Raw genomic sequence first — 21,767 nt, forward strand, 5'->3', positions numbered from 1 at the left:
AGGCCCTCCCAGACACCACAAAACCCACGGCCATAAAAAAGCCCCGAACCAGTCGGGGCTTCTTCATTCAGCGCAAAGGCTTAGCGCGGAAACGCAGGCGGGTTGACCCCAGCCATGTCTTCCATCACGCGAACCACTTGGCAGCTGTAGCCGAACTCGTTGTCGTACCACACGTACAGCACAACACGGTTGTCCTGGGTGATGGTCGCTTCCGCGTCCACCACACCAGCATGGCGCGAGCCAACGAAGTCGGTGGAGACCACTTCCTGGGAATTGACGAAGTCGATCTGCTTATGCAGGTCGGAGTGCAGCGCCATGTAGCGCAGGTACTCGTTCATCTCTTCGCGGGTGGCGGCTTTCTCAAGGTTGAGGTTGAGAATGGCCATCGAAACGTTCGGCGTCGGTACGCGGATCGCGTTACCGGTCAGCTTGCCGGCCAGCTCAGGCAGAGCCTTGGCAGCGGCAGTGGCAGCACCGGTCTCGGTGATCACCATGTTCAACGCGGCGCTACGGCCACGGCGATCGCCTTTGTGGAAGTTGTCGATCAGGTTCTGGTCGTTGGTGTACGAGTGAACGGTTTCAACGTGGCCGTTAACGATGCCGAACTTGTCATTCACAGCCTTGAGCACCGGCACGATGGCGTTGGTGGTGCAGGAAGCGGCGGACACGATCTTGTCGTCAGCGGTGATTTCAGCGTGGTTGATGCCGTGCACGATGTTCTTGAGCTTGCCCTTGCCAGGCGCGGTCAGCACAACGCGGTCGACACCCGGGCAAGCCAGGTGCTGGCCCAGGCCCTCGGCATCACGCCATACGCCAGTGTTGTCCACCAGCAAGGCGTTCTGGATGCCGTACTGGGTGTAATCCACCTCAGTCGGGTTCTTCGCGTAGATCACCTGGATCAGGTTACCGTTGGCGGTGATGGTGTTGTTTTCTTCGTCAATGGTGATGGTGCCATTGAACGAGCCGTGTACCGAATCGCGACGCAGCAGGCTGGCGCGCTTGGTCAGGTCGTTCTCGGCGCCTTTGCGCACCACGATGGCACGCAGGCGCAGGCCGTCGCCACCACCGGTTTTCTCGATCAGGATGCGCGCCAGCAGGCGGCCGATACGGCCAAAGCCGTACAACACCACATCGGTGCCTTTGCGGGCGGCAGCGTTTTGCTGGCCAACCACATCGGCCATTTCTTCACGTACGAACTGCTCGGCAGTGCGGCCGGCACCTTCTTTACGGAATTTGTAGGCCAACTTGCCCAGGTCTACCGAAGCCGCGCCGAGCTTGAGCTCGCTCATGGCTTTGAGCAGTGGGAATGTTTCGTGGACGGAGAGTTCGCTGTCGTCGGCGGAGCGATGGCGTGCAAAGCGGTGCGCTTTGAGAATCGCGATGACAGACTGGTTGATCAGGCTGCGGCCATAGATCGAGCTCACCACATTGTTATTGCGGTACAGCTGACCGATAAGCGGAATCATCGCTTCAGCGAGTGCTTCACGGTCGATCCATTCACCAAGACACTGGTCGGGCTTCTGAGTCACGGGAACCTTCCACATGTAGGGGCAGAAAAAAGGGGCTACATTATGTCGCCCGACTGAGCGTTGAGCAATGCGCGAAGGGCAACAAAAAGCCCTTGCAAAAAAATACCACCGCGCTACAGCCCAGGAAACACGCGGGTTCCAGAAGGCCACTAGTTTGGCGAGCAGGCCGACTTGTCCGTAACTCTCCTAAACATTCGCGCTTTTTGGCACTACATATTGAGTCAAAACCCGCCATTGTTTGTCTTAGCCACTACATTTCCTGCAAACCGTAATAGGCACAGTCAGCAACTGACAGGCGGCACCTGGGGCCGTTACAATTACCGACTTTGTCGCAACGCTTGGAGCTCAACCTTCCGTGCCCGTTCTGCGTCTACCGCTACTCCCTGCCGCGGCAGGTAAACAGCACTGGGGCAACCTGCCCGGTGCCGCCCTGAGCCTGGCCATTGCCGAGGCTGCCAGCGCAGCCAAGCGCTTTACCCTGCTGCTCACCGCCGACAGCCAAAGTGCCGAACGGTTGGAGCAGGAGCTGAGCTTCTTCGCCCCGGATTTGCCGGTGCTGCATTTTCCCGACTGGGAAACCCTGCCCTACGACCTGTTCTCGCCGCACCAGGACATCATCTCCCAGCGCATCGCCAGCCTGTACCGCTTGCCGGAACTGGCCCACGGCGTGCTGGTGGTGCCGATCACCACCGCCCTGCACCGCCTGGCACCGACCAAGTTCCTGCTCGGCAGCAGCCTGGTGCTGGACGTGGGCCAGAAGCTCGACGTCGAGCAGATGCGCACGCGCCTGGAAGCCAGCGGCTACCGCTGCGTCGACACGGTGTACGAGCACGGTGAGTTCGCGGTGCGCGGCGCTTTGATCGACCTGTTCCCGATGGGCAGCAAGTTGCCGTACCGCATCGACCTGTTCGATGACGAGATCGAGACGCTGCGCACCTTCGATCCGGAGAACCAGCGTTCCATCGACAAGGTCGACTCGATCAAGCTGCTGCCGGCGCGGGAATTCCCGTTGCAAAAAGACGCGGTAACACGCTTCAAGGCGCGCTTTCGTGAGCGCTTCGATGTCGACTTCCGTCGCTGCCCGATCTTCCAGGACTTGAGCAGCGGGATTACACCTGCCGGTATCGAGTACTACCTGCCGTTGTTCTTCGACGAAACCTCCACCCTCTTCGACTACCTGCCCCAGGACACCCAGGTGTTCTCGCTGCCGGGTATCGAACAGGCGGCGGAAAACTTCTGGAACGATGTGCGCAACCGCTACGAAGAACGCCGCGTCGATCCATCACGGCCTTTACTGCCGCCCGCTGAACTGTTCCTGCCAGTTGAAGACTGCTTCGCGCGCCTGAAAAACTGGCCGCGTGTGGTCGCCAGCCAGCAGGACGTGGACGCCGGCAGCGGCCGCGAGCGTTTCCCGGCGAGCGCGTTGCCCGATCTGGCGATCCAGGCCAAAGCCACGCAACCGCTGGAGGCGCTGTCTAACTTCCTCGGTGACTTCCCGGGCCGCGTGCTGTTCACCGCCGAATCCGCCGGGCGTCGCGAAGTGCTGCTGGAGCTGTTGGAACGCCTGAAGCTGCGGCCGAAAACCGTTGACAGCTGGCCTGACTTTGTCGCCAGCAAAGAGCGCCTGGCGATCACCATCGCGCCGCTGGACGAAGGGCTGCGGCTGGATGACCCGTCGCTGGCCTTGATCGCCGAAAGCCCGCTGTTCGGTCAGCGCGTGATGCAACGCCGTCGCCGGGAAAAACGCGCAGACGCCAACAACGACGCGGTGATCAAGAACCTCACTGAGCTGCGCGAAGGCGCGCCGGTGGTGCATATCGACCATGGCGTGGGCCGCTACCTGGGCCTGCAGACCCTGGAGATCGACAACCAGGCCGCCGAATTCCTCACCATGGAATACGCCGAGGGCGCCAAGCTCTACGTGCCGGTGGCCAACCTGCACCTGATCGCCCGCTACACCGGCAGCGACGACGCCTTGGCGCCGTTGCACCGACTGGGCTCGGAGACCTGGCAGAAAGCCAAGCGCAAGGCCGCCGAACAGGTGCGCGACGTGGCCGCCGAACTGCTCGACATCTATGCCCGCCGTGCTGCCCGCGAAGGTTATGCCTTCGCCGACCCGAAAGCCGACTACGCCACTTTCAGCGCCGGCTTCGCCTTCGAAGAAACCCCGGACCAGCAAACCACCATCGAAGCGGTGCGCGCCGACATGCTCGCGCCCAAGCCGATGGACCGCCTGGTGTGTGGCGACGTGGGCTTCGGCAAGACCGAAGTGGCCATGCGTGCAGCCTTTATTGCGGTGCACGGCGGTCGCCAGGTGGCGATCCTGGTGCCAACCACCCTGCTCGCCCAGCAGCACTACAACAGCTTCCGCGACCGCTTTGCCGACTGGCCGGTGACCGTGGAGGTGATGAGCCGCTTCAAGTCCGCCAAGGAAGTGAATGCCGCCGTGGCCGATCTGGCCGAGGGCAAGATCGACATCGTCATCGGTACGCACAAGCTGCTGTCGGACGATGTGAAGATCAAGAACCTGGGCCTGGTCATCATCGACGAAGAACACCGCTTTGGTGTGCGCCAGAAAGAACAGCTCAAGGCCCTGCGCAGTGAAGTCGACATCCTCACCCTCACCGCCACGCCAATTCCGCGCACGCTGAACATGGCGGTGTCGGGTATGCGCGACCTGTCGATCATCGCCACGCCACCGGCGCGTCGTTTGTCGGTGCGCACCTTCGTGATGGAGCAGAACAAGAGCACGGTCAAGGAAGCCCTGCTGCGCGAACTGCTGCGCGGCGGCCAGGTGTATTACCTGCACAACGATGTGAAAACCATCGAGAAATGCGCCGCCGACCTCGCCGAGCTGGTGCCGGAAGCCCGTATCGCCATTGGCCACGGCCAGATGCGCGAGCGCGAACTCGAACAGGTGATGAGCGACTTTTACCACAAGCGCTTCAACGTGCTGATCGCCTCGACCATCATCGAGACCGGCATCGACGTGCCGAGCGCCAACACCATCATCATCGAGCGTGCCGACAAGTTCGGCCTGGCGCAGCTGCACCAATTGCGCGGTCGCGTCGGGCGCAGTCACCACCAGGCCTATGCCTACCTGCTCACACCGCCGCGCCAGCAGATCACTTCCGATGCGGAAAAACGCCTGGAAGCGATCGCCAATACCCAGGACCTCGGGGCTGGCTTTGTATTGGCTACCAATGACCTGGAAATCCGGGGTGCCGGTGAGTTGCTCGGCGACGGCCAGAGCGGGCAGATCCAGGCGGTGGGTTTCACGCTGTATATGGAGATGCTTGAACGCGCGGTAAAAGCCATCCGCAAAGGCGAACAACCGAACCTCGACCAACCCTTGGGCGGCGGCCCGGAAATCAACCTGCGCTTGCCGGCGCTGATTCCCGAAGACTACCTGCCGGATGTGCATGCACGGTTGATCCTGTACAAGCGCATCGCCTCGGCGGCCGACGAAGAAGGCCTCAAGGACTTGCAGGTAGAGATGATCGACCGTTTCGGCCTGCTGCCGGAACCGACCAAGAACCTGGTGCGCCTGACCCTGCTCAAGTTGCAGGCCGAGCAGTTGGGCATCAAGAAAGTCGACGCCGGGCCGCAAGGCGGGCGTATCGAATTCGAAGCGCAGACACCGGTCGACCCGTTGGTGCTGATCAAGCTGATCCAGGGCCAGCCCAACCGCTACAAGTTCGAAGGGGCTACGCTGTTCAAGTTCATGGTGCCGATGGAACGTGCCGAAGAACGCTTCAACACCTTGGAGGCGCTGTTTGAACGCCTCATTCCGAAATCCGTTTAAGGACGCCCCCATGCGCGTGTTCCGCATTTTGAGCCTGTTGTTGGTGGTACTCGCACCTTCGGCCTTTGCCGACAGCCTGTATCAGGTGGAAATGATCCTGGTGCGCCAGAATGCAGAACCGGTGATCAGCAGCCGCGCCGCCCCGGAAGACTGGGATGCCGGAGCGCCGCGCCTGGGTGAGCGGATGAGCCCGCCGCGCCTGGGCAATATCGTCGACAAGCTGCACGCCGACACCAACTACACGGTGCTCGCCCACAAGGCCTGGGAACAGAACCTGGGCGAGCAAGCGGTGAAGGTGGCGATCACCGACGGTCAGGAGCAGTTCGGCCAGTTCCCTATCGAAGGGGTGTTGAGCCTGCAACTGGGGCGCTTTACCGATATCGACGCGGATTTCTGGATCAACCAGTTCGACGACAACGGCAGCGTGATCGCCAGCGAACACTTGAGCCAGAAAGACGTGCGCACCAAGAACAACCAGCTCAACTACCTGGACGGCGGCCACCTGGCGCTGCTGATCAAGATCACCTCGCTGACCGCCAAGCCACCCAGCGCACCACCGCCCGACCTTCAGGACTGATTGCGCGCCATGCCCCTGACGTCGTCGTTGACCAAACCCCTGGCCCCTTCGTGGGCCAATCGCTTCAAAGAGCAAAGCCTCGAGCGCGGGCGACGCTACGCCCTGGAGAACCGCGTGCGCATCGTCGAGTGCGGCGACAGCACCATCACCGCCAGTTGCGAAGGCTCGGGCGGTAATGTTTACCGCCAGACCATCTCACTGCGCGAATCGGCCAAGGGCCTGCTGATCCTGGTGGACAGCCGCTGCACGTGCCCGGTGCACACCAACTGCAAACACATCGCGGCGGTGCTGCTCAAGGTTCAGGAAACCCTGGCCTACCCGGCAGCGGCCCAGGATGCGCAACTGCTGGAAAAACTCCAGGCCGTGCTCGATAACCGCGTTGTCCTGCCGCAGGTGGTGATGGACGAAGTGCAGCCGGTGCCACGCCTGTGGCTGGCCAGCGTGGAATTCAGCGCGTTCGAGCCGCGCAACGGCAAGATGCAGCGCTATATCCAGCACCGTGCGGCGCTGTCGTTCAACTACCTGGGCAACTATGTCAGCGGGCAAAAAAATGCCGACATCATTGTGCGCCAGGAGACGCAGAGCCTGCGGATCAAGCGGCAACCCGAGCAAGAGCAGGCCTATCGCGAACACCTGCGCCTGCTTGGCTTCAAGATCGCCACGCGCCAGAGCAAGGCCCTGCCGGAAAGTGCCGGCGAGCTGTTCGAGATGGTCAATGACAGTGCCTGGCTGAACTTCACCCTCAATGTGTCGCCCACTTTGCGTGCCGAGGGTTGGGAGCTGCAGATCGATGAAGACTTCGGCTTTGACCTCAGCCCCGTCGATGACTGGTATGCCACGGTCGATGAAGGGCCGGAACGCGATTGGTTCGACCTGGAGCTGGGCATCATCGTCAACGGCGAACGCTTGAGCCTGCTGCCGATCCTGCTGAACCTGATGCGCTCTCATACCGAGATCCTCAACCCGGAGAAACTGGCGCGGCGCCGCGATGAAGAGCTGATCCTGGTGAACATCCCCGGCCTGCCCAACGGCCACGGCCCGCTGCAAGTGGCGCTGCCCTACGGCCGCTTGAAGCCGGTGCTGGCAACCCTCGGCGAGTTTTACCTGCAGGAAGCCGGCACCACCGCGCTGCGCTTGGCCAAGGCCGACGCCATACGCCTCAACCCGCTGGAAGACCTGCCTCTGCAATGGGAAGGCGGCGAGAAGATCCGCAACTTCGCCCAGCGTCTGCGCGATATCAAGGATTTCACCTGCGTGGCGCCCGAAGGTCTGAATGCGACCTTGCGCCCCTACCAGCTGGAAGGTCTGAGCTGGATGCAGTCGCTGCGCCAACTGGAGGTGGGTGGGATACTCGCGGATGACATGGGCCTGGGCAAAACCTTGCAGACCCTGGCGCACATCCTCACCGAAAAAAACGCAGGGCGCCTTGATCGGCCGTGCATGGTCGTGATGCCTACCAGCCTGATTCCGAATTGGCTCGATGAGGCGGCGCACTTCACCCCGCAGCTGAGAGTGCAGGCACTTTATGGCGCAGGACGTAAGAAACATTTCGCCAACCTGAATGACTACGACCTGTTGCTGACCACCTACGCCCTGCTGCCCAAGGACATTGAACAGCTCGCCGCCCTGCCCTTGCACGTCTTGATCCTCGATGAAGCGCAGTACATCAAGAACCCGTCCAGCAAGGCGGCCCAGGCCGCACGCGAGCTGAATGCCCGCCAGCGCCTGTGCCTGAGCGGCACGCCTTTGGAAAACCACTTGGGCGAACTGTGGTCGCTGTTCCACTTCCTGTTGCCGGGTTGGCTGGGCGACGTGAAGAGCTTCAACCGTGATTACCGCGTGCCGATTGAAAAACGTGCCAGCGAGGTGCGATTGCAGCACCTAAACGGTCGGATCAAACCCTTCCTGCTACGCCGCACCAAGGAACAAGTGGCAACCGAACTGCCACCCAAGACCGAAATCATCCACTGGGTCGACCTCAACGAGGCCCAGCGCGACGTGTACGAAACCATGCGCCTGGCCATGGATAAAAAGGTCCGCGACGAGATCACCCGCAAGGGCGTGGCTCGCAGCCAGATCATCATCCTCGAAGCCCTGCTCAAACTGCGCCAGGTATGCTGTGACCTGCGCCTTGTCAACGACGCCACCCTGCCCGCGCGTGGCAGCAGCTCGGGCAAGCTCGACAGCCTGATGGACATGCTCGACGAGCTGTTTGCCGAAGGCCGCCGGATCCTGCTGTTCTCACAGTTCACCTCGATGCTGAGCCTGATCGAGGCCGAACTGAAAAAGCGCGGCATTGCCTATGCCCTGCTGACCGGCCAGACCCGGGATCGACGTACACCAGTGAAGGATTTCCAGAGCGGCAAGCTGCAGATCTTTTTGATCAGCCTGAAGGCCGGCGGCGTCGGCTTGAACCTGACCGAAGCCGATACGGTTATCCACTATGACCCCTGGTGGAACCCGGCCACGGAAAACCAGGCCACCGACCGTGCGTACCGCATCGGGCAGGAAAAGCCGGTGTTCGTGTACAAGATGATTGCCCGGGGCACAGTGGAGGAGAAAATCCAGCATTTGCAGAAGGAGAAGTCCGATCTGGCTGCGGGCGTGCTGGATGGGCGAACCACGGGGGATTGGCAGTTGGGCAATGACGAGATTGAAGCGTTGTTTGCGCCGTTGCCCAACAAGCAAGAGAAGCGCTGACTGTTCGGCCGCCTTCGCGAGCAAGCCCGCTCCCACACCTGACTGTATTCACAAATCAAAATGTGGGAGCTGGCTTGCCTGCGATGGCCGCGCTTCGGTTTTCAGTCGATCAACTGCGCATCGCGCAACGCAGTAAGCGCTGTCAGCCAACGCGGATCCTGTTTGTAATCAGTCGACGCAACCGCCTGCCCACGCATACGCGCAATCCGCGCCGATGGCGTGACCTTCATCCGCTGTGCTGCACTGAGCGCCAGCTCGGCCGCCGCACGGTCATTGCACACCAAGCCCATGTCACAACCGGCGGTCAGCGCCGCTTCGATACGACTGGCCGCATCGCCGACCACATGGGCCCCGGCCATGGACAGGTCATCGCTGAAGATCACCCCGTCGAACTGCAACTCACCGCGCAGGATGTCCTGCAACCAGCGACGCGAAAAACCAGCAGGCTGGGCATCGACCTGCGGGTAGATGACGTGCGCCGGCATCACGGCGGCTAATTGCTTGCTCAGGCGTGCGAAAGGCACCAGGTCGTTGGCGCGAATCTGCTCCAGGCTGCGCTCGTCATTGGGAATGGCGACGTGGGAATCGGCCTCGGCCCAACCATGGCCAGGGAAGTGCTTGCCGGTGGCGGCCATGCCGGCGCTGTTCATGCCACGGATAAAGGCACCCGCGAGCACGGCAGCGCGCTCGGGGTCGCCTTCGAAAGCACGGGTACCGACCACGGCGCTGCGTTGGTAGTCGAGGTCCAGCACGGGGGCAAAACTCAGGTCCAGGCCCACCGCCAGCACCTCGGTGGCCATGATCCAGCCGCACTGCTCAGCCAGGTATTCAGCGTTGGGGTTATCCGCCAGCGCACGCATGGCCGGCAGGCGCACGAAGCCTTGGCGCAGACGCTGTACGCGGCCGCCTTCCTGATCCACAGCCAGCAGCAGGTCCGGGCGCACTGCGCGAATGGCTGCGCTCAATTCGCGAACCTGACGCGGGTGCTCGATATTGCGCGCAAAAATGATCAGGCCGCCCACTTCCGGTTGGCGCAACAGATGACGATCCTCGGCCGTGAGCCAGGTACCGGCGACGTCGACCATCAAAGAACCTTGCAGGGCAGCAGTCATAAACCTTCCTTAAATAACGCACACAACCCGTGGTCCCTACCAGGCAGGGCAAGGACGACGGGTTGTGAATAAATAGCTGAAATCGGCATGGCGGCTAGCTTAGCGGATGCAAGCGACCGCGCCCACCCGCAGCGATCAAACCTTGGCGGCGACCGGTACGGTTTTACTGCGCGGGCGCAACTGGGCGGTGGCCATGGCCGGGTCGGTGACGCCGGTTTCGGCGCGCATGCCAGCGGCAAGGAACGGCACCATCAGGCGCATGACTTGCTCGATGGACGTGTTCACACCGAAATCGGTCTCGGCAATTGCCCGCAACGCCTTGATACCCGACATGCTGAAAGCTGCGGCACCGAGCATGAAATGCACACGCCAGAACAGTTCGATAGGCGGAATACGCGGCGCCGCTTCGTTGACCAGCAGCATATAGCGGCGGAACACCTTGCCGTACATGTCTTCCAGATAACGGCGCAAGTGGCCCTGGCTCTGGCTGAACGCCAGGCCAAGCAGGCGCATGAAGATCGATAAATCGTTGCCGCTACGGGGCTGCACGACCAACGCTTGCTCCACGAGGATTTCCAGCAGCTCTTCCAGGCTGGGCTTGTGATCGGCCTTGGCCTGGCGGCGTTCCAGCTCACGGTCGAGGCTTGCGCAGAACGGGCCCAGAAAGCGTGAGAACACCGCCTGGATCAGAGCCTTTTTCGAGCCGAAGTGGTAATTCACGGCGGCCAGGTTGACCCCAGCCTTGCTGGTGATCAGACGCAATGAAGTTTCAGCAAATCCTTTTTCCGCGAACAATTGCTCGGCAGCATCGAGAATGCGTTCAACGGTTTCCGACTGGGCCATGGCTACTCCGCCTGACAAACACTTGTTTGAAACATACGTTTCAGAGTGTGTCTTGTCAAGCCTGCGGGTCCGCTTTGCGGCTGGTCGGTCATCTGTTTCACCGCTATTTAATCATATCCTCGCAGCTCTGTAGGCAGCGCCGCTTCTGCTCTGTAGGACGGCTGACGGATGACCGTCCAGCGGAGCCGCCAAAAAGGATGATTGCCAAGCGCAGTTCACTGTATATAATCCCAGTCACTGTATAAAAAGACAGAGCGATCAACATGCTAAAACTGACGCCACGCCAAGCTGAGATTCTGGCTTTTATCAAGCGCTGCCTTGATGACAATGGTTACCCGCCTACCCGTGCGGAGATTGCCCTGGAATTGGGGTTCAAGTCCCCGAACGCCGCCGAGGAACACCTCAAGGCACTCGCTCGCAAAGGTGCGATCGAGATGACCCCCGGTGCTTCGCGGGGTATTCGCATCCCTGGCTTCGAAGCCAAGGCAGACGAGTCGACATTGCCGATCATCGGTCGCGTCGCCGCAGGTGCGCCGATCCTGGCGCAGCAGCACGTCGAGGAATCCTGCAACATCAACCCGACCTTCTTCCATCCGCGTGCCGACTACCTGTTGCGTGTGCACGGCATGAGCATGAAGGACGTGGGCATCTTCGACGGTGACCTGCTGGCCGTGCATACCACCCGCGAAGCCCGCAATGGCCAGATCGTCGTTGCCCGTATCGGCGACGAGGTCACGGTCAAACGCTTCAAGCGCGAAGGCAGCAAGGTCTGGCTCCTGGCCGAAAACCCTGAGTTTGCCCCGATCGAAGTCAACCTGAAAGACCAGGACCTGGTGATCGAAGGCTTGAGTGTCGGCGTCATTCGCCGTTAAAGGAGGCATCATGCAGCTCGTGCGCACCCCACAACACACACAACTGTCGCTGTTCGAGGCCTTCATGGCCCAGCCCCTTGCGCCAATCCTCAAGGAAACGGTCGAAGCCCCCTGGGGCGGCGAACCTGAGGCGTTCAGTGAATTGTCGTTGCGCGGTGCGGCTGAGAGCTGCCTGAACCTGCTGGCACCTATCCTGCGCGAATTGAGCGAAGATCAGGACGCCCGCTGGCTGACCTTGATCGCCCCGCCCGCCAGCCTCACCCAGGCCTGGCTGCGGGACGCCGGACTCAACCGCGAGCGTATCCTGTTGCTGCAACCACGCGGCGCACAAAGCGCCCAGCAACTAACCTGCGAAGCCTTGCGCCTGGGCCGTAGCCATACGGTGGTGAGCTGGTTGAACCCGCTGAATGCCAGCGCCAAGCAGCAACTGATCAGCGCTGCGCGCACGGGTGATGCACAGAGTTTGAATATTCGATTGGGGTAATGATGGGCGCGCCACAGAAGCAGCCTTCACGAAGGACTCAGTGAAGAACGCGCGGCCCTTCTTCTTTCTCCGGCTCGCCTTCGGCAAGGCGACCTGCCATCTGCACACCCACGCTCAACATGGCTTTAGCCACTTCGACGTGCTGGCCTTGCAGGAAGACTTTGGCGTCTTCGGAGAAATCCAGAATAACCAGAGAACCCTCGTCCTCCGCCCGGCGCAGTTCGATTCGGCCGTCAGGCAGTTCAACAATTTCCAGAAAGGACGTTGGCATAAAAGTCTGTTCTCCACGAAAGGCCTGGGATTATATCAGTCATCCACCCAGCCTCGCAGGAGATATGGACAGGTTTGTTGACGGCTTGATGAATGGTGCCCTGGCAAAACGCTAATCAATGTGGGAGCTGGCTTGCCTGCGATGGCGGTGGGTCAGTTATCTCAGGGCTTTTCTGACTCGCCTCTATCTCAGCATGGGCATCACAGAACTTTGCAAGCTGTAGCAGCCAACGGTAACCACGATGCGAAGCGAGCCGCTCTTGATCTTGATCTGCTTGTGATCTTGATCTGGCTTTAGACGCCCCGTTAAACCACGCTGGCCGTACGCAGGCTTGAATTCGTGGGTAACCCGGCAGGACGCCGGGTTAGCCGCCCCGCGCCATGGATGGCGCGTGGCGGCGGCCCACGGATTCAAGGCTGTGTTCGGGCACACCGAGCCTAAGCGAGGTGCCGAGTGGTGGGGCAAGAGCGCTTTGGTTACTTTCGCGCTTTTCGAAAGTGACCCCACGTCAGGCGGAACCCTAAGTGGCCGTTACCGCAGGAATGGATATGTACTCGGTATAACAGGGTCGCCTGTCAGGCCGCCATCGCAGGCAAGCCAGCTCCCACAGTTTGATCGCAGGGAATCAGGTAGATAGGTGTCGCCTGGCAGGCCGCCATCGCAGGCAAGCCAGCTCCCACATTTGGATCCTAGGGCGTCAGGTAGATAAGCGTCGGCCGTCCGGCCGTCGCGGGAGCAAGCTCCATCGCCACAGGTTCAGCGTCGCTGCGCAGCCAGCCCCCTCATTTACTCCTTCAACACTCGTTGAGCCCTTCACGAAAGCGCAGCGCCATCTTCTTCAACTCCTGGCGCCAGCCTTCCAACTCTTCGCGGCTCAAAGGCTTGGGCTCATCCTGTTCCAAGGCCACGGCGACGATCAGCGGCTGGGTGACATCCCCCTTGGGCACATGGGGAATACGCGGCGGCTGAAACATATCCGCATGTGCTTTGAGCAGCCGCGCCACCCAACTGTCGGGGCTCTGGGCCATTTCCACCAGTTCGGCCAACTCGGGGATCGCCATGGCGTCCAGCACTTCACGATTCATGATCATTTCTGCACGCGGCGCACCGGCCTGGGGTAGGCGGTAGAACCCGGCGATTTCATGGCACAGCCCCAGCAAGGCACCGTACAGGTGGAACAACGCCGCTTCGCGCCCCGCCTGTACCAGCGCGATGGCGTTCATCTCTTTCCCTTCCTCGGCACGGCCAAGGGCCTCCAGGGATAAACCCGCGAAGTAAATTTTCTGATTGGTACGGGTATAGAGTTCGTTGGCCATGACGGCAATCTCCACAACGAATAGGCGTGATGCTGACTGCGTAGGAGCGAGCTTGCTGTGGCGAGGGAGCTTGCTCCCGCTCGACTGCGTAGCAGTCGCCAGCTATTGGGGGCGCTTCGCACCCCAGCGCAAGCAAGCTTGCTCGCCACAACAAACTCAATCCTACAGTAAGCAAAAGCCGTCTATACAGACGGCTTTTGGCGTTAACAGACTAGCGGATCAAGCGCCCTGGCGCTTGTCCTCGACCTTCCACTTGCCGCCGTCGTAGAACGCTTTCCAGCCAGTAGGCTTGCCGTCCACTTCGGTCTGCACGTACTGCTCCTTGGTCTTGCGGCTGTAGCGGATCACGGCTGGACGACCATCCGGGTCCTTCTTCGGCGCTTCACACAGGAAGTGGTACTTCGGATCGATCTCGTCCTTGTGCGGCACGATCTCCATCACCAGTGGCGCACGGGTCTCGCGGTTTTTCGGGAACTGGCTCGCAGCCAGGAACAGCCCCGAAGCGCCGTCACGCAGGATGTAGGTGTCGTTGACCTTCTCGCACTTGAGCTCGGGCATTTTCACCGGGTCCATCTTCGGCGGCGCCGCATCACCGCTTTTCAGCAGTTTGCGGGTGTTCTTGCAGGTTGGGTTGGTGCACCCGAAGAACTTGCCGAAACGGCCAGTCTTGAGCTGCATCTCGCTGCCGCACTTGTCGCATTCCAGGCTCGGGCCTTCATAGCCCTTGATGCGATAGGTGCCCTCTTCGATCTCGTAGCCGTTGCAATCCGGGTTGTTACCACAAATATGCAGCTTGTGCTTCTCGTCCAGCAGGTAGGCGTCCATCGCCGTGCTGCAGATTGGGCAACGGTGCTTGCCACGCAGTACCAGCGACTCGGACTCACCCTCGTCGTCAGCCGCGATTTCATCGCCCGGCACCAGGTTGACGGTCGCCTTGCAGCGCTCTTTGGGCGGCAGGCTGTAGCCCGAGCAACCGAGGAACACGCCAGTGGAGGCGGTACGGATCTGCATGGGGCGACCGCAGGTGGTACACGGAATATCCGTCATCACCGGCTGGTTGGCGCGCATACCGTTTTCAGGGTTCTCAGCCACTTCGAGTTTTTTCTTGAAGTCGCCGTAGAACTCGTCCAGCACGTTTTTCCAGTCGCGTTCGCCCTGGGCCACGTCATCGAGGTTCTCTTCCATGCCGGCAGTGAAGCCGTAGTCCATCAGGTTGGAGAAGCTCTCCGACAGACGCTCGGTCACGATGTCACCCATCTTTTCCGAATAGAAACGACGGTTGTGCAACGCAACGTAGCCACGGTCCTGGATGGTGGAGATGATCGCCGCGTAGGTCGACGGACGACCGATACCGCGCTTCTCCATCTCTTTCACCAGGCTGGCTTCGGAATAACGCGCCGGTGGCTTGGTGAAGTGCTGGGACGGGTCGAGCTTGATCAGCTTCAGCGTGTCGCCCTGGGCCATGTCCGGCAGCACATCATCATCGCCAGGCTTGGCGATCTGCGGCATCACACGGGTGTAGCCGTCGAACTTGAGGATACGGCCCTTGGCACGCAACTCGAAATCGCCCGCGCCCACGCTGACGGTAGTAGACAGGTATTGCGCCGGCAGCATCTGGCAAGCCAGGAACTGGCGCCAGATCAGCTCGTAGAGGCGCTCAGCGTCGCGCTCCATGCCGCTCAGCTTGGCAGGCGTGGTGTTGGCGTCAGAAGGACGAATCGCTTCGTGAGCCTCTTGTGCGCCTTCCTTGCTGCTGTAGACGTTCGGCTTCTCCGGCAGGTAGGTCTTGCCGAATTCGCTTTCAATATAGGTACGCGCCATCGCCACCGCGTCTTGCGAGAGGTTGGTGGAGTCCGTACGCATATAGGTGATGTAGCCAGCCTCATACAGACGCTGGGCCATCATCATGGTCTTCTTCACCCCGAAGCCCAGGCGGTTGCTCGCGGCCTGTTGCAGGGTGGAGGTGATGAACGGCGCCGACGGCTTGCTGCTGGTCGGTTTGTCTTCACGCTTGACGATGCTGTAGCTGGAAGCCTTGAGCTTCTCCAGCGCGGCCATGGCCTGGGCTTCGTTCAGCGGTTTGAAGGCCTCGCCTTTCTCACGGGCCACTTCAAAGCGCACATTGGCGCCCTTGGCAGTGCCGAGGTCGGCGTGGACTTCCCAGTATTCTTCAGGAATGAACGCACGGATCTCGCGCTCACGTTCCACCACCAGCTTCACCGCAACCGATTGCACACGGCCGGCGGACAGGCCACGAGCGATCTTCGCCCACAGCAGTGGCGAGACCATGTAGCCGACGACGCGGTCGAGGAAGCGACGGGCCTGCTGGGCGTTGACACGGTCGATGTCCAGCTCGCCCGGCTTGGAGAAGGCTTCCTGAATGGCTTTCTTGGTGATTTCGTTGAACACCACGCGCTTGTAGCGGCTGTCATCACCGCCGATGGCTTCGCGCAGGTGCCAGGCAATGGCTTCCCCTTCGCGGTCCAAGTCCGTCGCGAGATAGATGGTGTCAGCATCTTTGGCGAGCCGGCGCAGCTCTTCGATGACCTTTTCCTTGCCCGGAAGGATTTCGTACTTGGCCTTCCAGCCATGGTCCGGGTCCACACCCATGCGCGAAACCAGTTGCTTGCGCGCTTTTTCTTTAGGCGTGAGTACCGGACCCTCGCCCGCGGCGGCCTTGCCGCGCTTGGCGGCAGGCTCCTTGCTGGCGCTAGCCGAACCGCTGGTGGGCAGGTCTCGGATATGGCCGATACTCGACTTCACCACGTACTCGTTGCCCAAGTACTTGTTGATGGTCTTGGCCTTAGCCGGGGATTCCACAATGACCAGCGATTTGCCCATGGATCGGAAAATTCCTGAATTCGAGAAGTGAAAGGCAGTTGGCGCCTGACGCGGCAACGCTATATATAGTGGCAACCGGATGAGGTCAAGCGCAGCATTCTGCGCGACCTGCCGTTATTGCCCTGTAAAAAGACTGGGTTCGGCCGTGACCAAAGCAAAGCGCGGGACCTGCTCGCCGTCAACTTCGACGGTCTCCAGGAACATGCTCAAAGGGCGCACCCAAAAGCCGTATTCGCCATACAGCGCTTGGTAAAACACCACTTCTTCTTCGGTTTCAGAGTGGCGCGCCACGCTGAAAACACGGTACTGCGGCCCCTTGTAATGCTGGTAGAGCCCTGGTTCGACTTTCATGCTCTGGCCCTCATGCAAAATTTGTTGAAAAAAAATATTTAAAAGTTCCAAAAAACAAAAACCGGGGCACTGGGCCCCGGCTTCCGTCAACCGAACGTTTAGACGCGTTCGAAGACGGTAGAGATGCCTTGGCCGAGACCAATGCACATGGTTGCAACCCCAAGGTTGCCGCCATTTTGCTTCATCACGTTAAGCAAAGTGCCAGAGATACGTGCACCGGAGCAACCGAATGGGTGGCCCAGGGCAATCGCACCGCCGTGCAGGTTAACCTTCTCGTTCATCTTGTCGAGTACTTTCAAATCTTTCAGCACTGGCAGGGCCTGTGCGGCGAAAGCTTCGTTGAGCTCGAAGAAGTCGATATCGGAGATGGAAAGGCCTGCGCGCTTCAAGGCTTTTTGTGTGGCCGGTACTGGACCATAGCCCATGATCGCCGGATCCACACCCGCCACTGCCATCGAACGAATCACCGCCAGCGGCTGGATACCCAGGTCCTGGGCACGCTGTGCCGACATCACGATCATGCACGAAGCACCATCGGTGATTTGCGAGGAAGTACCGGCTGTCACGGTGCCGCCCTTTGGATTGAAGGCTGGCTTGAGGGCCGCCAGGCTTTCCAGGGTAGTGTCCGGACGAATGGTTTCGTCGTAGTCGAACAGTTTCAGGAAGCCATTCTCGTCGTAGCCGTTCATCGGGATGATTTCATCCTTGAACTTGCCTTCCACAGTCGCCTTGTGGGCGAGCTGGTGGGAGCGCAGGCCGAAGGCGTCCTGGGCTTCACGGGTGATGCCGTGCATTTTGCCGAGCATTTCCGCGGTAAGGCCCATCATGCCCGAGGCTTTCGCCGCGTAGAGGGACATGTGCGGGTTAGGATCGACGCCGTGCATCATGCTGACGTGGCCCATGTGCTCCACGCCGCCGACCACGAATACATCGCCGTTGCCGGTCATGATCGCTTGCGCAGCGGTGTGCAGCGCGCTCATCGACGAACCACACAGACGGCTGACGGTCTGGCCGGCCGCGGTGTGCGGGATCTGGGTCATCAACGACGCCATGCGCGCGATGTTCCAGCCCTGCTCCAGGGTCTGGTTGACGCAGCCCCAGATCACGTCCTCGACTTCGTTCGGGTCGACCTTGGTGTTGCGCTCCAGCACTTTGCTGATCAGGTGCGCCGACATGTCTTCGGCGCGGGTGTTGCGGTGCATGCCGCCCTTGGAGCGGCCCATCGGCGTACGACCGAAGTCGACGATCACGACGTCTCTTGGATTCAAGCTCATAAATATTCTCGCTCTAGTCGTCTGGGCACTTAACCGAAGAAGCTCTGGCCATTCTTGGCCATTTCACGCAGCTTCGCGGTCGGGTGGTACAGCGGGCCCAGATCAGCGTACTGATCAGCCAGGGCAACGAACTGGGCCACACCGATGGAGTCGATGTAACGCAGCGCACCACCACGGAATGGAGGGAAACCAATGCCGTACACCAGGCCCATATCGGCTTCGGCGGCGGTTTCGACGATGCCGTCTTCCAGGCAACGCACGGTTTCCAGGCACAGGGCGATCATCATCCAGTTGATGATGTCCTCGTCGGACACCTCACGCTGTTCGTAGATGACCGGAGCGAGTACTTCGTGCACCGACGGGTCGGCCACTTTCTTCTGCTTGCCCTTCTTGTCGGTCTCGTAGGCGTAGAAGCCCTTGCCGTTCTTCTGGCCCAGGCGCTTGGCTTCGTAGAGTGCATCGACAGCCGAACGACGGTCGTCTTTCATGCGGTCCGGGAAGCCTTCAGCCATGACGTCGCGACCGTGGTGGCCGGTGTCGATGCCGACCACGTCCATCAGGTACGCCGGGCCCATGGGCCAGCCAAATTTTTCCATGACCTTGTCGATGCGCACAAAATCCACACCGGCGCTGACCAACTTGGCGAAACCGCCGAAGTACGGGAACAGCACGCGGTTGACCAAAAAGCCCGGGCAGTCATTGACCACGATCGGGTTCTTGCCCATTTTCTTGGCGTAGGCAACGGTGGTGGCAACGGCCAGCTCGCTGGACTTCTCGCCACGGATTACTTCCACCAGCGGCATCATGTGCACCGGGTTGAAGAAGTGCATGCCGACGAAGTTTTCCGGACGCTTGAGGGCCTTGGCCAGCAGCGAGATGGAAATGGTCGAGGTGTTGGAGGCCAGGATGGTGTCATCTTTGACCTGGGCTTCCACTTCAGCCAGTACGGCTTGCTTGACCTTCGGGTTTTCGACAACCGCTTCGACCACCAGGTCGACGTGGCCGAAATCGCCGTAGGACAGCGTAGGGCGAATGCCGTTAAGCACTTCAGCCATTTTTGCAGCGGTCATGCGACCTTTATCAACGCGGCCCACCAGCAGCTTGGCGGCTTCGGCCAGGCCCTGCTCGATACCGTGTTCGTTGATGTCTTTCATCAGGATCGGCGTGCCTTTGGACGCCGACTGATAGGCGATACCGCCGCCCATGATACCGGCGCCGAGTACGGCGGCCTGTTTCACGTCCTTGGCGATTTCGTCGTAGGCCTTGGCCTTTTTCTTCAGTTCCTGATCGTTCAGGAACAGGCCGATCAGGCTCTGGGCCGCCGAGGTTTTCGCCAGTTTGACGAAGCCTGCCGCTTCCACTTCCAGGGCTTTGTCGCGACCGAAGTTCGCGGCCTTCTGGATGGTCTTGATCGCTTCCACCGGCGCCGGGTAGTTCGGGCCGGCCTGGCCGGCCACGAAACCTTTGGCGGTTTCGAACGACATCATCTGTTCGATGGCGTTGAGCTTGAGTTTTTCCAGCTTCGGCTGACGCTTGGCCTTGTAGTCAAATTCGCCGCTGATGGCGCCCTTGATCAGGTTCAGCGCGGCTTCGGCCAATTTGTCCGGGGCAACCACAGCGTCGACAGCACCGACTTTCAGTGCATCTTCAGCTTTGTTTTCCTTGCCGGCGGCGATCCATTCGATCGCGTTGTCGGCACCGATCAGGCGCGGCAGGCGCACGGTACCGCCAAAGCCTGGGTAGATGCCCAGCTTGACTTCCGGCAGGCCGATCTTGGCCGTCGCAGACATCACGCGGAAGTCTGCCGCCAAGCACATTTCCAGGCCGCCGCCCAACGCGATGCCATTGATGGCAGCAACGGTCGGCACGTTGAGGTCTTCGAAATCGCTGAAGATCTTGTTGGCTTCGAGGTTGCCAGCCACCAGCTCGGCATCGGGCAGCTTGAAGTTGTCGACGAATTCGGTGATGTCAGCGCCGACGATAAACACGTCCTTGCCGCTGGAGACGATCACGCCCTTGACCGAAGCATCTGCTTTGATGGTGTCTACGGCCTGACGCAGTTCGTTCAGGGTTAGACGGTTGAACTTGTTGACGGACTCACCCTTGAGGTCGAATTTGAGTTCGACGATGCCACTTTCAAGAGCCTTAACCGTGATGGCTTTACCTTCGTAAATCATCAACTGATCTCCACGATATGGAAGCTGAACAGTACACACTGGACGCTGGTCTCTGGTTTGACATTGACAGTTGAATCAATGCTCACGCCAATCCGCCAGGCACACCCGCCAGTGCGATAGTCGGGTTTTGTATGAGTCGTCTGACAGGCAAACGCTCAATTCATACGCCCGTTTGATTTGGGTACGCCACCTTCATCCAATTCCGAGCAATTGTCAATCGCTCCAAAGGCTAGGAAAAACGCGACTTTCCGGTCATTTCAGAACCCGGCCCACAGGCTGGCCACCCGCCAATATTCAAATATTCACAGGATCAATAATAGAAAAGGTGTGGGAAAAAGCTGTACAGAACGCAATACACGGCTAGGCTAGCGGCAACCTACAGATTTACCGGCCTGCCTGGCCAGCTCCAGCCCGATGATGATGTCGGGCTTTTTATTGGCCGGGCTTTTCTGTAGGAGCGAGCTTGCTCGCGAAAACCTGGAGAGCGCCGCGTATAGCCTGATCATCCGCGTTATCGTTGGCGATTTTCGCGAGCAAGCTCGCTCCTACAGGTGTGGGTCAGGCCAGGGCCTTGAGCAGCGCATCGATGTCTTTCAGCACACTTGCTTCGCCCTTTTCGCCCCAATACAGGGCAATCATTTGTTTGTCGGCCTCGACCTTGTAGACGTTTGCCGGCAGCGTTGCAAAATGCGGCAACAACTTCTCATCCACACAGGGTTCACGCCACTGATTGACCCACAGCCCGGGCTCCAGCTGCCAGTAGCTCCAGGTTGCGGGCGCGTTGCCGCGTCGTGGCCGGCAATACTGCGCGCACGGGCTCGGCGGCTCCTGTTTGAGCCAGTGCGGCCACTCCTGGGGCGCCAACTGCATGGCCAGCCCGATGCGGCGTGCCTCCATGCGCAGGGCCATGCGCCCACTCTGCTGGCGCGAAGGGCGCAGCCATACCAGGGGGCTTAAAACCACCGCAAGGATTGACACCACTATCCAGACCGTCATATGTGTACTCCCGAATTTCTAGATGAGCGGATTTGATCTGCGGCAACCCCATCCGCTTGAAAGCAGCCATACTGAACTTATTGCAGCCCCCTGGAGGAACGCCTCATGCCCTACGAACATATTCTGGTCGCTGTCGACCTGACCGAAGAGTGCGATCCAGTGATCAAGCGCGCACAGGAATCCGCGATTGCCAATGGCGCCAAACTGTCGTTGGTACACATCGTCGAGCCCATGGCTATGGCCTTTGGTGGTGACGTGCCAATGGACCTTTCCCAACTGCAGCAGCAACAGTTCGACCAGGCCAAGGAGCGCCTTGACCGCTTGATTCTCAAGTATCCCAAGGTCAGCAAGGAAAATTCCCATCTTACCTACGGCCAACCGCGCCAGGAAATCCACCACTTGGCCAAAGAACAGGGTTGTGACCTGATCGTAGTGGGTAGTCATGGGCGACACGGTTTGGCACTGCTGCTGGGCTCGACCGCCAATGATGTATTGCACGGCGCACCGTGCGATGTACTGGCCGTCAAACTGGTAAAGAGTTCGTAAGACCGATGAAGGTCTAATGTGGGAGCTGGCTTGCCTGCGATAGCGGTGTATCAGCCACCCGATGCATCAACTG

The 21,767-nt window shown here is 60.2% G+C and carries 16 protein-coding genes; 6 read left to right on the forward strand and 10 right to left on the reverse strand.

What is annotated here, in order from left to right; genetic code table 11:
• Window positions 1-80 precede the first annotated feature (80 nt).
• On the reverse strand, window positions 81-1,544 hold the full coding sequence (locus APH41_RS15300; protein WP_032873405.1) for a glyceraldehyde-3-phosphate dehydrogenase: 1,464 nt from the start codon (window positions 1,542-1,544) through the stop codon (window positions 81-83).
• Window positions 1,545-1,884: 340 nt separating this feature from the next.
• On the opposite strand from APH41_RS15300, the gene mfd reads away from it, so the two are divergent.
• The 3 genes from mfd to APH41_RS15315 are packed head-to-tail and all read left to right on the forward strand — an operon-like array spanning window position 1,885 to window position 8,611.
• Window positions 1,885-5,334 carry a transcription-repair coupling factor gene (mfd, locus tag APH41_RS15305; protein ID WP_054919946.1) on the forward strand — a complete coding sequence of 1,150 codons (3,450 nt, stop codon included), beginning with the start codon at window positions 1,885-1,887 and terminating at the stop codon, window positions 5,332-5,334.
• 10 nt (window positions 5,335-5,344) lie between these two features.
• Window positions 5,345-5,911 carry a CsiV family protein gene (locus APH41_RS15310; RefSeq protein ID WP_054919950.1) on the forward strand — a complete coding sequence of 189 codons (567 nt, stop codon included), beginning with the start codon at window positions 5,345-5,347 and terminating at the stop codon, window positions 5,909-5,911.
• 9 nt (window positions 5,912-5,920) lie between these two features.
• Window positions 5,921-8,611 (forward strand): DEAD/DEAH box helicase, encoded by a 2,691-nt coding sequence (locus tag APH41_RS15315; protein WP_054919952.1) that lies wholly within the window; start codon window positions 5,921-5,923, stop codon window positions 8,609-8,611.
• A 101-nt stretch (window positions 8,612-8,712) separates the two neighbouring features.
• Here the strand turns inward: APH41_RS15315 and nagZ are convergent, their stop codons facing one another.
• Together nagZ and APH41_RS15325 are read right to left on the reverse strand one after the other, a co-directional pair.
• Window positions 8,713-9,723, reverse strand: a complete 1,011-nt coding sequence (gene nagZ / locus APH41_RS15320) for a beta-N-acetylhexosaminidase (protein ID WP_019818244.1) — start codon at window positions 9,721-9,723, stop codon at window positions 8,713-8,715.
• A gap of 135 nt (window positions 9,724-9,858) precedes the next feature.
• Window positions 9,859-10,566 (reverse strand): TetR/AcrR family transcriptional regulator, encoded by a 708-nt coding sequence (locus APH41_RS15325; RefSeq protein ID WP_034126647.1) that lies wholly within the window; start codon window positions 10,564-10,566, stop codon window positions 9,859-9,861.
• 263 nt (window positions 10,567-10,829) lie between these two features.
• Here APH41_RS15325 and lexA point away from each other — a divergent pair, with 263 nt between their 5' ends.
• Together lexA and sulA are read left to right on the forward strand one after the other, a co-directional pair.
• Window positions 10,830-11,438, forward strand: coding sequence for a transcriptional repressor LexA (gene lexA, locus APH41_RS15330; protein WP_003172575.1), 609 nt, complete (start codon window positions 10,830-10,832; stop codon window positions 11,436-11,438).
• A gap of 10 nt (window positions 11,439-11,448) precedes the next feature.
• Window positions 11,449-11,922 (forward strand): SOS-induced cell division inhibitor SulA, encoded by a 474-nt coding sequence (sulA, locus tag APH41_RS15335; protein ID WP_054919954.1) that lies wholly within the window; start codon window positions 11,449-11,451, stop codon window positions 11,920-11,922.
• Window positions 11,923-11,959: 37 nt separating this feature from the next.
• On the opposite strand, the gene APH41_RS15340 is transcribed toward sulA, so the two are convergent.
• From APH41_RS15340 to APH41_RS15370, 7 genes are all read right to left on the reverse strand, one after another.
• Window positions 11,960-12,193 carry a hypothetical protein gene (locus tag APH41_RS15340; protein WP_003189656.1) on the reverse strand — a complete coding sequence of 78 codons (234 nt, stop codon included), beginning with the start codon at window positions 12,191-12,193 and terminating at the stop codon, window positions 11,960-11,962.
• A 794-nt stretch (window positions 12,194-12,987) separates the two neighbouring features.
• Complete coding sequence (locus APH41_RS15345) at window positions 12,988-13,509, reverse strand: DUF6586 family protein (protein ID WP_054898792.1); 522 nt, start codon at window positions 13,507-13,509, stop codon at window positions 12,988-12,990.
• 219 nt (window positions 13,510-13,728) lie between these two features.
• Window positions 13,729-16,350 carry a type I DNA topoisomerase gene (gene topA / locus APH41_RS15350; RefSeq protein WP_003189652.1) on the reverse strand — a complete coding sequence of 874 codons (2,622 nt, stop codon included), beginning with the start codon at window positions 16,348-16,350 and terminating at the stop codon, window positions 13,729-13,731.
• 114 nt (window positions 16,351-16,464) lie between these two features.
• On the reverse strand, window positions 16,465-16,701 hold the full coding sequence (locus tag APH41_RS15355; RefSeq protein WP_003189651.1) for a DUF1653 domain-containing protein: 237 nt from the start codon (window positions 16,699-16,701) through the stop codon (window positions 16,465-16,467).
• A gap of 98 nt (window positions 16,702-16,799) precedes the next feature.
• The gene (fadA, locus tag APH41_RS15360) at window positions 16,800-17,975 is read right to left on the reverse strand and encodes an acetyl-CoA C-acyltransferase FadA (protein ID WP_003189650.1); all 1,176 of its coding nucleotides are present in this window, start codon (window positions 17,973-17,975) and stop codon (window positions 16,800-16,802) included.
• Between the two features lie 29 nt (window positions 17,976-18,004).
• Entirely contained in the window at window positions 18,005-20,152 is a 2,148-nt protein-coding gene (gene fadB / locus APH41_RS15365; protein WP_003189649.1) for a fatty acid oxidation complex subunit alpha FadB, read from the reverse strand.
• Window positions 20,153-20,710: 558 nt separating this feature from the next.
• Window positions 20,711-21,148: a hypothetical protein gene (locus tag APH41_RS15370; RefSeq protein WP_034126644.1), complete on the reverse strand. Its 438-nt coding sequence runs from the start codon at window positions 21,146-21,148 to the stop codon at window positions 20,711-20,713.
• Between the two features lie 105 nt (window positions 21,149-21,253).
• Here APH41_RS15370 and APH41_RS15375 point away from each other — a divergent pair, with 105 nt between their 5' ends.
• Window positions 21,254-21,694, forward strand: coding sequence for a universal stress protein (locus APH41_RS15375; RefSeq protein ID WP_034126643.1), 441 nt, complete (start codon window positions 21,254-21,256; stop codon window positions 21,692-21,694).
• The last annotated feature ends 73 nt before the right edge of the window (window positions 21,695-21,767 follow it).

The organism is Pseudomonas sp. NBRC 111138 (assembly GCF_001320835.1).
Lineage (GTDB): Bacteria > Pseudomonadota > Gammaproteobacteria > Pseudomonadales > Pseudomonadaceae > Aquipseudomonas > Aquipseudomonas paracarnis.

Coding starts and splice junctions, on each gene's coding strand:
- sulA (WP_054919954.1), top strand. CDS start 11,449: ATGCAGCTCGTGCGCACCCCACAACACACACAACTGTCGCTGTTCGAG.
- APH41_RS15340 (WP_003189656.1), bottom strand. CDS start 12,193: ATGCCAACGTCCTTTCTGGAAATTGTTGAACTGCCTGACGGCCGAATC.
- APH41_RS15325 (WP_034126647.1), bottom strand. CDS start 10,566: ATGGCCCAGTCGGAAACCGTTGAACGCATTCTCGATGCTGCCGAGCAA.
- APH41_RS15310 (WP_054919950.1), top strand. CDS start 5,345: ATGCGCGTGTTCCGCATTTTGAGCCTGTTGTTGGTGGTACTCGCACCT.
- APH41_RS15345 (WP_054898792.1), bottom strand. CDS start 13,509: ATGGCCAACGAACTCTATACCCGTACCAATCAGAAAATTTACTTCGCG.
- fadA (WP_003189650.1), bottom strand. CDS start 17,975: ATGAGCTTGAATCCAAGAGACGTCGTGATCGTCGACTTCGGTCGTACG.
- topA (WP_003189652.1), bottom strand. CDS start 16,350: ATGGGCAAATCGCTGGTCATTGTGGAATCCCCGGCTAAGGCCAAGACC.
- APH41_RS15315 (WP_054919952.1), top strand. CDS start 5,921: ATGCCCCTGACGTCGTCGTTGACCAAACCCCTGGCCCCTTCGTGGGCC.
- APH41_RS15300 (WP_032873405.1), bottom strand. CDS start 1,544: ATGTGGAAGGTTCCCGTGACTCAGAAGCCCGACCAGTGTCTTGGTGAA.
- fadB (WP_003189649.1), bottom strand. CDS start 20,152: ATGATTTACGAAGGTAAAGCCATCACGGTTAAGGCTCTTGAAAGTGGC.
- lexA (WP_003172575.1), top strand. CDS start 10,830: ATGCTAAAACTGACGCCACGCCAAGCTGAGATTCTGGCTTTTATCAAG.
- APH41_RS15370 (WP_034126644.1), bottom strand. CDS start 21,148: ATGACGGTCTGGATAGTGGTGTCAATCCTTGCGGTGGTTTTAAGCCCC.
- APH41_RS15355 (WP_003189651.1), bottom strand. CDS start 16,701: ATGAAAGTCGAACCAGGGCTCTACCAGCATTACAAGGGGCCGCAGTAC.
- nagZ (WP_019818244.1), bottom strand. CDS start 9,723: ATGACTGCTGCCCTGCAAGGTTCTTTGATGGTCGACGTCGCCGGTACC.
- APH41_RS15375 (WP_034126643.1), top strand. CDS start 21,254: ATGCCCTACGAACATATTCTGGTCGCTGTCGACCTGACCGAAGAGTGC.